Genomic DNA, 13,121 nt, shown 5'->3' with positions numbered 1-13,121 from the left:
TCCGGCCCGGGGTCCCCGGGCTGCCGGGGGCGTCGAGCCGGTAAATGGTGGGGAGGCGATCCTGAGCTGCCCGGTACCCTGGGGGTGTTTCACGTGAAACACGCCCCCAATCCGCGAAGACTGGATGAAACGACGATGCATCGGTACAGGTCCCACACCTGCGGCGAGCTCCGCGCCTCTGACGTCGGCAGCGACGTCCGGCTGAGCGGCTGGCTGCACAATCGCCGAGACCTGGGTGGCATCCTCTTCATCGATCTGCGCGACCACTACGGCATCACGCAGCTCGTCGCGCGCCCCGGCACGCCTGCCTACGAGGCCCTCGACAAGGTCTCCAAGGAGTCGACCGTCCGTATCGACGGCAAGGTCGTCTCCCGCGGTACGGAGAACGTGAACCCGGAGCTGCCGACCGGCGAGATCGAGGTCGAGGTCGGTGAGGTCGAGCTGCTCGGTGCCGCCCAGCCGCTGCCCTTCACGATCAACGCCGAGGACGGGGTCAACGAGGAGCGGCGCCTGGAGTACCGCTTCCTCGACCTGCGCCGCGAGCGCATGCACCGCAACATTCTGCTGCGCACGGCCGTGATCTCCGCGATCCGTCACAAGATGACGGCGCTGGGCTTCAACGAGATGGCGACCCCGATCCTCAGCGCCACCTCCCCCGAGGGCGCGCGCGACTTCGTGGTCCCCTCCCGGCTGAACCCGGGCAGGTTCTACGCGCTGCCGCAGGCGCCGCAGCAGTTCAAGCAGCTGCTGATGATCTCCGGCTTCGACCGGTACTTCCAGATCGCGCCCTGCTTCCGCGACGAGGACGCCCGCGCGGACCGTTCGCCGGGCGAGTTCTACCAGCTCGACGTCGAGATGTCCTTCGTCGAGCAGGAGGACGTCTTCCAGCCCATCGAGAAGCTCATGACGGAGCTGTTCGAGCAGTTCGGCGGTGACCGTCACGTCACCTCGCCGTTCCCGCGCATCCCGTTCCGCGAGTCGATGCTGAAGTACGGCTCCGACAAGCCGGACCTGCGCGCCCAGCTGGAGCTCGTCGACATCACCGACGTCTTCGAGGGCTCCGAGTTCAAGGCGTTCGCCGGCAAGCACGTGCGTGCCCTGCCGGTGCCGGACGTGTCCGGCCAGTCCCGCAAGTTCTTCGACGGCCTCGGTGACTACGCGGTCGAGCAGGGCGCGAAGGGCCTGGCCTGGGTGCGGGTCGGCGAGGACGGTGCGCTGTCCGGCCCGATCGCCAAGTTCCTCACCGAGGCGAACGTCGCCGAGCTGACCAAGCGCCTCTCGCTGGCGCCGGGCCACGCGGTGTTCTTCGGCGCGGGTGAGTTCGACGAGGTCTCGAAGATCATGGGCGCGGTGCGGGTCGAGGCCGCCAAGCGCTCCGGCAACTTCGAGGAGGGCGTCTTCCGGTTCTGCTGGATCGTCGACTTCCCGATGTACGAGAAGGACGAGGAGACCGGGAAGCTCGACTTCTCGCACAACCCGTTCTCGATGCCGCAGGGCGGTCTGGAGGCCCTGGAGACCCAGGACCCGCTGGACATCCTCGGCTGGCAGTACGACATCGTCTGCAACGGCGTCGAGCTGTCGTCCGGCGCGATCCGGAACCACGAGCCCGAGATCATGCTCAAGGCCTTCGAGATCGCCGGCTACGACCGGGAGACCGTCGAGGAGCAGTTCGCCGGCATGCTGCGCGCCTTCCGCTTCGGCGCCCCGCCGCACGGCGGGATCGCCCCGGGCGTCGACCGCATCGTCATGCTGCTCGCGGACGAGCCGAACATCCGCGAGACGATCGCGTTCCCGCTGAACGGCAACGCCCAGGACCTGATGATGGGCGCCCCGACGGAGCTGGACGAGACCCGGCTGCGCGAACTGCACCTCACGGTGCGCAAGCCGCAGCCGAAGTAGGCGCGACACAGCGGCAGTGCCGGCCCGGAAGCGGGCCCGGCACGGCGGAGTGGCCCGGAACCGACGACGGTTCCGGGCCACTTTCGCGTACCTGGGGAGACCACAGCCCGCACCCATGCTGCTGACAGGTGGAATCCCTACGTTCCGCCGCATGACCGAGCCTCAAGAACCCTCGCAGCAAAGGAACATGACCCGGCGTACGTTCGTCGTCGCAGGTGGAGCGGCGGTGGCGGCCGTGGGTGTGGGCAGCGGCGTCGCCGCGACCGCGTTCGCCGACGACCGGGCGGCCGGCACGCCGTCGTCCCCGTCGGACGCGGCGACCTGCTATCGGCTGACCTCGGAGACCACCGAGGGCCCCTACTACATCGACGCGGACAAGATCCGTCAGGACATCACCGAGGACGAGGAGGGCATCCCGCTCACCCTCGCGCTCACGGTGATCGACGCGGAGACCTGCAGACCGGTCCGGAACGCCGCGGTCGACATCTGGCACTGCTCGGCGCTGGGCGTGTACTCCGGCTACGAGTCCATGAGCAACGGGGGCGGCGGGACTCCCCCGACCGGCGAACCCCCGACCGGCACGCCGACCGGCGAACCCCCGACGGGCGGCCCCGGCGGCCCGGGCGGCGGCGGTGGCGGCCACGCCGAACCCACCGACGACGAGCGGTATCTGCGCGGTACGTGGCGGACGGACAAGCACGGCCACGTCACCTTCAGGACGGTCTTCCCCGGCTGGTACCAGGGCCGTTGCGTCCACATCCACGTGAAGGTGCACGTGGACGGCACCTGGACCGACGCGGGCTACGAGGGCGGCCACACCTGCCACACGGGTCAGCTCTTCTTCGCGGAGAACGCTGTCCTGGCATCGGCGGAGGTCACGCCGTACTCCACGAACACCACCACCCGCACCACGCTGGACGAGGACACGATCTACCCGGACAACGGCCACGAGGGCGGCCTCCTGTACCTCGCGTACGACAGGAAGCACATGGCCCGTGGCGTCCGCGCCCACCTCACGATGGGCGTGACCCCGGCAGAAACCCACGACACCACGGAATCCCAGCCATCGGCGTCTCCGCAGGGGGCCTGACTCCCCGCGCCCGAGGGCCCGGCACGCCGCTGTTCGACGGCGCCGGGCGGTTCGGCCTTCCCCCTCAGGCCTGCTGGGCCTTCGCTATGCGGGCCAGTTCCTTGCGGATGAGGGCGAGCGGGAAGTGGTCGTCGTGGTCCATGTTCAGCATCGTGAAGCACGCGGTGACGTTGCCGACGCGGACCAGGACGTGCTGTTCGCTCCGGACGGAGACCCGCTTGCCGCTGCGGAGACCGGCTGGTTGCTTGACCGGGACGGTGATCCGGAGAGCGATCGACTCGTCGCCGAGGCGGGGGATCTTCTCGCGGCCGACATGCGCGGTGTACTTCCCCGTGTAACCGACGCCCGTGAAATCGGAACAGGTCGTCAGGGACGTACGGACCTGGCCGAACGCCTTCTCGGCGGCGGTGCCCTTGTAGGAGGCGAGGGTGCCGCCGCCCGCCCAGATGCTGCCCTTCCAGTTGAAGACCTGGTCGACGACGGCCGACGCGCCGTGGGCGCCGAGGGCGTCCAGCATCTTCTGGCAGGAGGGGTCCGAGGCCGGCGGGAAGGTGCTCTTGGTGTCGGCGGGCCGACGCTCGTCCGCCGAGACGCCCGGGCTTCCCGGCACATCGGCCTCGGTGAGCGCGGCCGCCTTCAAGGCCCCCGCGGAGAGCGGAGGTTGCGGCGTGGCCGCGTCGGCCGCGGTCGTTCTGGAGGCGGCACTCGACGCCGGGGCGGCGGACGTCTCCCCGCCCGTGCCCGAGCACGCGGTGAGCCCCCACGCCGTCAGCGCGGCGCCTGCCAGCAGCCACCCGTTCTTCCGCACCCGCATCTGAGCCCCCCAGCCCGTACAACCCGGCGGTCACACGTGACGCGGTGGTCCCGTGTGCCTCAACGGCCGCATCCTACGGGGCGGTCGGCTCAGGTGTCGTACGTGCCGTCCCACGGTTCGGTGAAGCCGAGGCGGTCGGGGTAGAGCTCCGCCCAGGGGTCGCCCTCGTCGACTCCGGTCAGCAGGCCGAACAGCACGCCGTCGACCGTGAGTTGGAACGGGCGGATCGCGATGTCCGTGTACGAGCGCCGGGGCAGGCTGCGCAGCAGCTTGGCCAGGTGGACGCGGGCGCGCGAGAGCACGGAGGTGTCGCCGTGCGGGTCGCTCTGCTGCTCGGCCCATGTGCCGGCGCACCAGATCTCCGAGTCGCGGTAGCGCCCCTCGGGGTCGAAGGTGTGGAGCACGGTGTAGAGCCGTTTGTGCTCTTCCCAGCCGTCGTCGGGACGGAACCCTTCGGGGAAGGCGTACGTGATCGACGCCAGGAACTGACCGTCCGCGTACCGGCCGATGGTCTCGGTGCGGCGCTTCGGTTCGTAGGCGATCGGAATGACCTCGGGGACTGCCATGGCGGAAACCATACGGGTGATCGGGGTCATGCCAGAAGTCAGGGCCACCCCATGGACCGTGGGTGCCGAACGGGCCCGGCACCACCGTGTGGTGCCGGGCCCCTTGGCCTGAATCAGGTGCCTACTCGGGGGCGCCGCCGAAGCGCTCCTTGTACGACTCCAGGTCCTCGTCCGTGATCTTCGCGAACAGGACCGGGGGAACTGTGAACGGGGTGCCGGAGGGCACGAACGACAGGGCGCGGACCTCGTCCTGCGTGACCCACGTCGCCGTGTCCTCGGCCAGCGCGAAGGCCGAGCGCATGGCGCGGGCGGACGACGGGATGAAGGGCTCCGAGACCACCGAGTAGAGGTGGATCAGGTTCATCGCCGTGCGCAGGGTCAGCGCCGCGCCCTCGGGGCTGGTCTTGATCTCCAGCCAGGGGGCCTTCTCCTCCAGGTAGGAGTTGCCGGCCGACCACAGGGCGCGCAGCGCGGCGGCCGCCTTGCGGAACTGGAGGGCCTCCATCTGGGTCTCGTACTCGGCGAGCAGGCCCGCGATCTCCTCGCCCAGCCGGGTCTCGGCCTCACCGGCCTCCGAGCCCGCCGGGACCTCCTCACCGAAGCGCTTCTTGGAGAAGGACAGCACGCGGTTGACGAAGTTGCCGAGGGTGTCGGCCAGGTCCTTGTTCACCGTGGCCGTGAAGTGCTCCCAGGTGAACGACGAGTCGTCGGACTCGGGGGCGTTCGCGATGAGGAAGTAGCGCCAGTAGTCGGCGGGCAGGATGTCCAGGGCCTGGTCGGTGAAGACACCGCGCTTCTGGGACGTGGAGAACTTCCCGCCGTAGTACGTCAGCCAGTTGAAGGCCTTGACGTAGTCGACCTTCTTCCACGGCTCGCGCACGCCCAACTCGGTGGCCGGGAACATGACGGTGTGGAAGGGCACGTTGTCCTTCGCCATGAACTGCGTGTACCGGACCGGGTTGTCGCCGGAGTCCGCGTCGTACCACCAGGACTTCCAGTCGCGGTTCTCCGCGTCGAGGTCGGCCCACTCGTTCGTCGCGCCGATGTACTCGATCGGGGCGTCGAACCAGACGTAGAAGACCTTGCCCTCGGCCGCCAGCTCGGGCCAGGTGTCGGCCGGGACCGGGACACCCCAGTCCAGGTCACGGGTGATCGCGCGGTCGTGCAGGCCCTCGGTCAGCCACTTGCGGGCGATGGAGGAGGCGAGCTGCGGCCACTCGGACTCGTGACGGGCCACCCACTCCTCGACCTCGTGCTGGAGCTTCGACTGGAGGAGGAAGAGGTGCTTCGTCTCGCGGACCTCCAGGTCCGTCGAGCCGGAGATCGCCGAACGCGGGTTGATCAGGTCCGTGGGGTCGAGGACGCGCGTGCAGTTCTCGCACTGGTCGCCGCGGGCCTTGTCGTAACCGCAGTGCGGGCAGGTGCCCTCCACGTAACGGTCCGGGAGGAAGCGGCCGTCCGTCGGCGAGTACACCTGGCGGATCGCGCGCTCCTCGATGAAGCCGTTCTCGTTCAGGCGGCGCGCGAAGTGCTGCGTGATCTCGCGGTTCTGCGCGCTGGAGCTGCGGCCGAAGTAGTCGAAGGCCAGCTCGAAGCCGTCGTACACCGCCTTCTGCGCGTCGTGCGCCTGCGCGCAGAACACGTCGACGGGCAGACCCCGCTCCTTGGCCGCCAGTTCGGCGGGGGTGCCGTGCTCGTCCGTCGCGCAGATGTAGAGGACCTCGTGGCCGCGCTGGCGGAGGTACCGGGAGTACACGTCCGCCGGGAGCATGGACCCCACCATGTTGCCCAGGTGCTTGATCCCGTTGATGTACGGAAGGGCGCTGGTGATGAGGTGTCGAGCCATCGCGGGCTGCTCCCAAGTCGCTACGTGGGGTGACGACCGCCTCGGTTCCCCGGCCGGCGCGTCGTCATCGGTGAACCTTGAAATCGTAGCCGACACGCGCGGGCCGCCCGCTTCCCGTTCTGCAGGGTGGGAAGGGGGCGGCCGGGCGCTGCGCTGCGGGATGGCCGGGTGACCTACGGGCGCCAGTTCTCCAGCACGCCGTCGTAGACCTCGGCGTCCGTCAGTTCGCGCGGGGTCGGGCCCGCGTGGAAGAAGGCCGTGTTGCCGGTCTTCAGCCTGCGGAGGTAGTCGAAGGCCTTGTTCTCCGGCTCGCCGAACGCGACGAAGGAGAAGAAGACGCCGGGGTGGTCCTTGGCCGCGTCCGCGAGGGACTGGGTGGCCGGGGTCTTGGCGTCGGGGGCGCCGTCCACCTGGAAGATCACCAGGGCCGGGTCCGTGGTGTCCGCCTTCTGGTAGTGCGCGACGACTTCCTCGACGGCCGCGTGGTAGCTCGTACGGCCCATGCGGCCGAGGCCGGCGTGCAGGTCGTCGACCTTGTTCTCGAACTCGCCGAGGGTGAGGGTGCCGGTGCCGTCCAGCTCCGTGGAGAAGAAGACGACGTGGACGGCCGCCTCCGGGTCCAGGTGGGCGGCGAGGGCGAGGGCCTGCTCGCCCAGGGCCTGGGCGGAGCCGTCCTTGTAGTACGCGCGCATCGACGAGGAGCGGTCGAGTACGAGGTAGATCCTGGCGCGGGTGCCTGTCAGGTCCCGCTTCTTCAGCGCGGTACCCGCTTCCCTGTACGCCGTTGCCAGCGCCGGGGCCTTCGACTTGACCCTCGTCAGGGGGACCGCCGGGGTTCCGGGGGCTGCGGCGGCCACGGGGGCCACCGGGGTGACCTCTGCCGTGACCGGCGTCTCCGGCTCCGCCACTGTGACCGGCTCGGCCACGGTGACCGGCTCGGCCGCCTCGGCTTCGCCTTCGGCGGGAGTGCTCCCACCCGCACCACCCGTGCTGCCTTCGACGACCGGCTCGGGTCGATCCTGTGGATCCTCCCCGCCGTCGGCGACCGCGGGCACGACCACCGCAGGTTCGGCCGCCGGCTCCGCCACGGGGGCTGCCTCGGCCGCCGGCTCCGCCACGGGTGCTGCCTCGGCCGCCGGCTCCGCCACGGGGGCTGCCTCGGCCGCCGGCTCCGCCACGGGTGCTGCCTCGGCCACCGGCTCCGCCACGGGTGCCGCCTCTGCCTCGGGCTCGATCACCGTCGCCGGTTCGATGGGTGCCTCGGGCTCGGTGACCTCGACCGGTTCGACCGCGGCGGCGGGCTCCGTCGTCGGCTCGGGCTCGATCACCGCGACGGGGCCCGCCTCGGCGACGACGACGTGCTCGGCCTCGACCACCGGTCCGGCGTCGACGACGGGCTCCGCCTCGGGCTCGGCCTCGGCGGCCGGCTCAGTCACCGCGACCGGGGCCTCGACCTCGGCGGCCGGCTCCGGGGTGGTCGGCTCCGGGGTCGACGGGGACTCCTCCCTGGGGGAGGACGTCTGCTTCGGGACCGTCACGTTGTCGAAGGCGGCCGAGACGAGATCGTCGACGACGGAGGGGTCCGGCTCGGTCGAGGGGGACGGGATCTTCGGCTCGGGGTCGGGGAGCCGGGTGGAGACCGGGTCGGTCTCCGGAGCGGGGGCCGGAGTCGGTTCGGCCTCCTGAGAAGGAGCCGGAACCGTCGGCGTTGCCTCTCGCGAGGTCTCCGCGTCGGCGTCACGACCCTTGCGTGAGCGGCCGAACGCATTCCGCAGGAGAGTGAGAATGCCCATGTGCGCAACCCTTCGCGTGAGTTGATCCCGTCAATCCCTGGCCAGGACGGACACGTAAGGTTAGCGGCCACAGAAGGTGATCTTCGGCAGGGGCGGCCCGCTGGTCAGCAGGCTGGTCAACCCCCTTGCGGGGCAGCCCTGTTCACTCTGCGTGTGCCCTCAGTGCGGGGTAGCGATGGCGCGGGCCGCCGCGACCTCCTGGCGCACCGGTTCGAGCACGCTGCCCGACGGGCCGGTCAGATCCGTACGGACGGCGACGAGGACGTCCGATGCGCGGAGTCCGTCCGAAAGCTCCCGTAGCTGGCGCGCGATGGTGGTGATCTCGACGGCTGACGGTTCGGCCGCTCCCTCCCGGACGCGGACCCGCGCGGCGGTCGTCGCGTCCACGATCCGTTCGACGGCGACGACCAGCGGCATCCAGGCGGCGGCCCGGCGCCCGTGGGGCGGCGGTTCGGTCAGGGCGCGCTGGAACTCCGTACGAATGGAGGACAGGTCGCGGTACAGGCGGCGCCTGGTGCGCGCGCGGGCGGCGGGGGCGGCGAGGTTGCCGAACGCCAGCTCGACGTACTCGGCGGTGTCGGCGACCGCGTCCGCGAGCCGGTCGCCGACCCGGGCGTGCCAGCTCTCCGGCCACAGCAGATACCCCGCCACCAGGGCGATCGCACAGCCGATGAGGGAGTCGACGAGACGGGGGACGACCAGGCCGGTGCCCTGGTGATTGAGGATGTCGGACAGCAGGAGGATCACCGGGGTGATCGCCGCCGTCTGATAGCCGTAACCGCGGGGTGTCAGCGCCGGGATGAGCGGCGCGAGCACCAGGATCACGCCGACGTCCGCCCAGCCGCGCGGCACCACGGTCAGTACCGCGGCCGCGACGACGAGACCGGCGACCGTGCCGAGCGCGCGCAGCAGCGCCCGGGAGAACACGGACCCGAAGTCGGGCTTCATGACGAAGGTGATGGTGAGCGCGACCCAGTAGGAGCGTGGCACGGCGACGGTCGAGACCAGGATCTGGGCGATGCCGATGCACAGGGCGAGCCGGATGCCGTAGCGCCAGGAGGCGGCGGACATCAGGACGCCCCGGGTGGCGCGCGCGGCGCGCACGCGGAGGGTGGCGGGACGGCCGAGACGGTCGTCGAGGGGGTCGGGCGCCACGTCGGTGACGACGCCCGCCGCGTGCCGCACGGCGTGGTCGACGGCCCGGGCGGTCTCGCCGGCGGGCGCGGGCAGCCGCAGTTCGACGGGGGTGGTGGAGCCGGTCTCGACGGCCTCGGCGAGCAGGTGCATGGCGGCGGGGACGGCGGCGGTCAGGGGGGTGCCCCGCTGGTGGGCGACGGGGGCGGACTCGACGACCGGGGTGAGGGCGTTCAGCTGGGCGAGCAGCCGTACCAGGTCGGGGCTGCGGCCGTGGTGGAAGACGCGGCGGGCGAGGACGACGTCGTAGGACTCGTTGAGGGAGCGGGTGACGGTGAGGCGGAGGTCCTCGTAGGCGCCGGTGCCGCTCGCGGCGAGCAGGTCCCCGACCTTGCGGTAGGTGTCGGCGACGGCGGCCCGTTCCGGTACCCCCGACCGCAGTGGCCAGGCCAGCAGCGCCAGCAGCAGGACGAGCAGGCCGCCGCCGGAGAGCAGGACGGGGGCGAGCCACCAGGAGCCGGGGAGCGGGATCCCGGCGCCGATCACGCAGTTGAGGAGGAGCAGCAGTCCGGCGACGGAGGCGACGGCGCCGATCGAGGACATCATCCCGGAGACGAGGGCGACGCCGGTCACGGCGCCGACGGCGACCCAGCCGTGGCCGAAGACCAGGGCGCCGATCGTGACGCCGACCGCGCCGAAGAGCTGCGGCACCGCGATGTTGAAGATCCGCATGCGGTACGCGTCGGCCGTGTCGCCGATGACTCCGGACAGCGCGCCCATGGAGGCGAGGGCGCCGTACGCGGGCTGCCCGCAGGCGAGGCCGACGGCGAGCGGCAGCGCCATGGAGACGGCGGCCCGGGCGACGGCGGCCCGGTTGACCGGGGCCCGCAGCGGGGTGAGGTTCCTGACCAGCCAGTCGGGCGGGGTGAGGCCGACGGTGAACGCGCGGGGCATGTCCCGAGTATGGCGGTTTCCGCGGCTCGTCCGGGGTCGTCGGGTGCTCATCCCCGCTGGTGGAGGGTGAGATCGACGACGAGAGCGCGGTGGTCCGTGTCGCTGATCCGCAGGAAGGCGGCCCGCCGGGCGGAGAAGTCGGCGGAGACGAGGACGTGGTCGATCTGCGCGCCGAACTCCGGCGTGGTCCTGGCGGGCCAGCTCGGGGTCCGCGGTGAACCGGAGAGCCGCGCGCTGTCGCGCAGCCCGGTGTCGAGGATGCGGCGGAAGGCGGCATGGTCCTGGGAGGCGTTGAAGTCCCCGGCGACGATCGTCGGCCCGCGGCTGTTCGCCGCGTAGTGGCGCAGGGCGCCGAGTTCCCGCCGCCAGACGCCGACCTGGCCCGGGAGCGGAGGCATCGGGTGGGCGAGCTGCAGCCCGACGGCGTGGCCGCGTACGTCGGCGACCGCGCCCGGCATGCCCATGGTGCCGCGCACTCCGCCGGCGCCGCGCAGCGGGAAGCGGCTCAGCACGACCGATCCGTCGGACCCCGCCCCCTCGACGGCCTCCCGGTACGGAAGGGTGCCGCCGTCGCCTCCGAAGGCGTCCTCCAGGGCCCGCGAGCAGCCGTACTCGCACTCCTCCACGAACAGGATGTCGGGCTTGCGCCGCCGGACGGTGTCGATGAGGGCGCCGGTCCCCTGGCCGAACTCCACGTTGGACGTCATCACGCGCAGCTCGGCGAGCGCCGGTCCGCCCGGCCCGCCGGTCCTGCCGTAGGGCTCGATGTACCAGGCGAGTAAGCCGAGGACGACGACTCCCCACACGAGGAGCGTCCGCCGGCGGGCGAGGAGGGCTAGCAGCAGCGCGATCCCGGTCGGCACGAGCAGCCACGGCAGGAAGGCGAGCAACTGCGGTACGGGCGTGATCCCGTCGATGTCGGCGACCCGGCATCCGGCGACGACGCTCACCCCGGCGAGCAGCAGTCCGGCGAGCCAGGCCGCGACGGTGCGGCCGTCGTGCCGCTTCCTCCGCCCGGGGTACGCGGGCTCCTCCGCGTCCCGCCGGTCAGCCGCCGCAGTGTCCAACTCCCGGCCTTCCGCTCGTCCGTGTGGGCTGTCCGCATCCTCCCCCGAAGACGGGGCGTACGGGGGGAGCGTTGCCCAGGTGGCGGGACGCGGGGAGCGCGGGGCGCCGCGCCGGTCACCGGGGGCGACGGGTCCCTCGGCAGGTGGCCGGCGCGCCGGCCGTCCGGTGCCGGTCGCCCGGCGGACGGGTCCGATCAGGCGCCGACCCGCGTGGACTGCTCCGCGGGGGTCGGCGGGGGCGCGGCGGCCGGCCGCCGGTAGCGGGCGTACGCGCCGGTGAGCGCGGCGCCCAGAGCGACCGTCACACCGATGGCCAGGAGAAGCCAGGAGACGAACCGCAGGGTCTCGGTGAGGGCGTCGTAGACCGCGCCGGCGGCCGTGCGGGACACGCCGTCCGGCAGCCCGGCGAGGGTGAGACCGCGGCCGACGGCGACCGCCACGCCGAGCAGCGCGGCGCCCAGCGCGGTGCCGATGCCCGTGGCGAGGACCGCACGGCGGCGGCACAGGGCGAGGACGATCCCGGCCGCCGCGAAGACGACCGACGCCACGGGCAGCCAGAATCCGGCGACTTCGAGCACGTGGAACCCCTTCCGGAGCCGGGCCAGGTCCTCGGCCCCGAGCACGGTGATCTCGTTGTGCTCGACGGGGATCCGGTCGGCCAGCGGCATGTGGTCGGCGGCGAGCCGGAGCTTGACCCGCTCGGTGACGGGCGCGAGGTCGACGGTCACGGCGCCCTCGCGGTCGTCGCGCAGCGCCCGCATCACCGCGTCGTGGGCGGCCATGTTGGCGGTCTCCCACGCCGTCCGGTACGCCTCGGTCTCGGTGAACGAGCGGACGGCGTCGCGGACGAAGTGGTTGACGGGCCCCTGGAGCCTCGGACGTACGTGGACCTCGCGCAGGATGCCGTCGGTGACACCGGCGGCCACCGCGTCACGGACGTCGGCGTCGGCGGCGAGCGGCGCCACGGTGGCCTCGTACCGGCCCGAGTCGCCGATTCCGTACATCGCCCACGTCGACAGCGCGCCGAGCGGCGCGAGGACGCAGGCGAGGACGATCAGCACCGCCGAGAGGACGCTCCGGAGACGAGGGGACACCTCTCCAGGCAAGGCCTCCGCACCGCCGCCCGCGAGCGGGTTGACTGCAAATGGGCGCAGACGACCAGCCGAACGGGGCCCGCGGTACCAGGGGCCCGGGGGTCCCCTCGGCCGGGCCGGCGGGCTCCGGACGCCTTACGGCACCCGGCCCGGCCCCCCGCGTCCCAGTGGCCCCATGGCCTTCGGCCGCTCAGGTGGAGGCCTCACTCGAACGGGTGTTACCTGGATCTCGGGAAAACTGGGGAGAAGGAGGCCGACATGCGCACCACCCCGGCCCTGCGGACTCTGGCCGCGGCCCTGTTCAGCGGCGGTGTCCTCATCGCCGCCGCCGGCACCTCCATGGCGGCGGCCCCGTCGGCGCCCGCCGACGGCTCGGAAGGCCCCGTCCGGGGAACCGTCGTCTCCGGCGGGGAACTGAACGTCCGGCTCCAGCCCAGCACGACCTCACCGGTCGTCGCCGCGCTCCCACCGGGCAGCCAGGACCGCGTCCAGTGCGCGGTCAGCGGGCAGAGCGTTCTCGGCGACACGAGCTGGTACTGGCTCGTGGGCGCGCACGCCTGGGCCGCCGCCGCCTTCGTCGACACCGGCGGCCACCGGGTGCCGAGTTGTTCGGACCCGTGCCCCGGTGAGAAGGACGGTGTGTGGCACGACGCGCACTGGGACCACGACGACCGGGACCTGAGCCAGGACCCCGGCTGGAGTCCGGACGGCTCCGGCTCCTGGACCTTCAGCGTCTCCAGTTCGTGGACCTGGACCGTCTCCGGTTCCTCCCCGGACTCCTGGGACTGGGTCCCGGGTGGCAGGTGAGCGGGTGAGCGGGTGAGGTGAGGGAACGCACGAGGCCCCGGCGGTCAGCCGGGGCCT

10 protein-coding genes are annotated in these 13,121 nt (G+C 72.0%); 3 read left to right on the top strand and 7 right to left on the bottom strand.

Annotation, left to right across the window (positions count from 1 at the left end; translation table 11 throughout):
* Positions 1-135: 135 nt before the first annotated feature.
* Positions 136-1,899: an aspartate--tRNA ligase gene (gene aspS, locus ABZT74_RS00965; RefSeq protein WP_356432756.1), complete on the top strand. Its 1,764-nt coding sequence runs from the start codon at positions 136-138 to the stop codon at positions 1,897-1,899.
* A gap of 151 nt (positions 1,900-2,050) precedes the next feature.
* A complete protein-coding gene (locus ABZT74_RS00960) occupies positions 2,051-2,989 on the top strand; it encodes an intradiol ring-cleavage dioxygenase (protein WP_356432753.1) in 939 nt (312 codons plus the stop codon).
* Between the two features lie 64 nt (positions 2,990-3,053).
* Here the strand turns inward: ABZT74_RS00960 and ABZT74_RS00955 are convergent, their stop codons facing one another.
* From ABZT74_RS00955 to ABZT74_RS00925, 7 genes are all read right to left on the bottom strand, one after another.
* Complete coding sequence (locus ABZT74_RS00955) at positions 3,054-3,803, bottom strand: hypothetical protein (protein WP_356432751.1); 750 nt, start codon at positions 3,801-3,803, stop codon at positions 3,054-3,056.
* 89 nt (positions 3,804-3,892) lie between these two features.
* Positions 3,893-4,369, bottom strand: coding sequence for a hypothetical protein (locus ABZT74_RS00950; RefSeq protein ID WP_356432749.1), 477 nt, complete (start codon positions 4,367-4,369; stop codon positions 3,893-3,895).
* A gap of 121 nt (positions 4,370-4,490) precedes the next feature.
* Positions 4,491-6,215 carry a methionine--tRNA ligase gene (gene metG, locus ABZT74_RS00945; RefSeq protein WP_356170866.1) on the bottom strand — a complete coding sequence of 575 codons (1,725 nt, stop codon included), beginning with the start codon at positions 6,213-6,215 and terminating at the stop codon, positions 4,491-4,493.
* A gap of 173 nt (positions 6,216-6,388) precedes the next feature.
* On the bottom strand, positions 6,389-8,008 hold the full coding sequence (locus ABZT74_RS00940) for a VWA domain-containing protein (protein WP_356432747.1): 1,620 nt from the start codon (positions 8,006-8,008) through the stop codon (positions 6,389-6,391).
* A gap of 159 nt (positions 8,009-8,167) precedes the next feature.
* The gene (locus tag ABZT74_RS00935; RefSeq protein WP_356432745.1) at positions 8,168-10,096 is read right to left on the bottom strand and encodes an FUSC family protein; all 1,929 of its coding nucleotides are present in this window, start codon (positions 10,094-10,096) and stop codon (positions 8,168-8,170) included.
* Positions 10,097-10,143: 47 nt separating this feature from the next.
* Positions 10,144-11,061, bottom strand: a complete 918-nt coding sequence (locus tag ABZT74_RS00930; protein WP_356433025.1) for an endonuclease/exonuclease/phosphatase family protein — start codon at positions 11,059-11,061, stop codon at positions 10,144-10,146.
* A 296-nt stretch (positions 11,062-11,357) separates the two neighbouring features.
* On the bottom strand, positions 11,358-12,257 hold the full coding sequence (locus ABZT74_RS00925; protein ID WP_356170858.1) for a hypothetical protein: 900 nt from the start codon (positions 12,255-12,257) through the stop codon (positions 11,358-11,360).
* 258 nt (positions 12,258-12,515) lie between these two features.
* On the opposite strand from ABZT74_RS00925, the gene ABZT74_RS00920 reads away from it, so the two are divergent.
* Positions 12,516-13,064: an SH3 domain-containing protein gene (locus ABZT74_RS00920; RefSeq protein ID WP_356432743.1), complete on the top strand. Its 549-nt coding sequence runs from the start codon at positions 12,516-12,518 to the stop codon at positions 13,062-13,064.
* Positions 13,065-13,121 lie beyond the last annotated feature (57 nt).

This window comes from Streptomyces sp. NPDC005302 (assembly GCF_040607345.1).
Classification (GTDB): Bacteria; Actinomycetota; Actinomycetes; order Streptomycetales; family Streptomycetaceae; genus Streptomyces.
This window is presented reverse-complemented; position numbering and strand designations above follow the sequence as displayed.

Bases quoted from the DNA above. Each gene is read 5' to 3' on its own strand.
- ABZT74_RS00920 (WP_356432743.1), top strand. From the start codon at position 12,516: ATGCGCACCACCCCGGCCCTGCGGACTCTGGCCGCGGCCCTGTTCAGC.
- ABZT74_RS00935 (WP_356432745.1), bottom strand. From the start codon at position 10,096: ATGCCCCGCGCGTTCACCGTCGGCCTCACCCCGCCCGACTGGCTGGTC.
- ABZT74_RS00950 (WP_356432749.1), bottom strand. From the start codon at position 4,369: ATGGCAGTCCCCGAGGTCATTCCGATCGCCTACGAACCGAAGCGCCGC.
- aspS (WP_356432756.1), top strand. From the start codon at position 136: ATGCATCGGTACAGGTCCCACACCTGCGGCGAGCTCCGCGCCTCTGAC.
- ABZT74_RS00960 (WP_356432753.1), top strand. From the start codon at position 2,051: ATGACCGAGCCTCAAGAACCCTCGCAGCAAAGGAACATGACCCGGCGT.
- ABZT74_RS00955 (WP_356432751.1), bottom strand. From the start codon at position 3,803: ATGCGGGTGCGGAAGAACGGGTGGCTGCTGGCAGGCGCCGCGCTGACG.
- metG (WP_356170866.1), bottom strand. From the start codon at position 6,215: ATGGCTCGACACCTCATCACCAGCGCCCTTCCGTACATCAACGGGATC.
- ABZT74_RS00940 (WP_356432747.1), bottom strand. From the start codon at position 8,008: ATGGGCATTCTCACTCTCCTGCGGAATGCGTTCGGCCGCTCACGCAAG.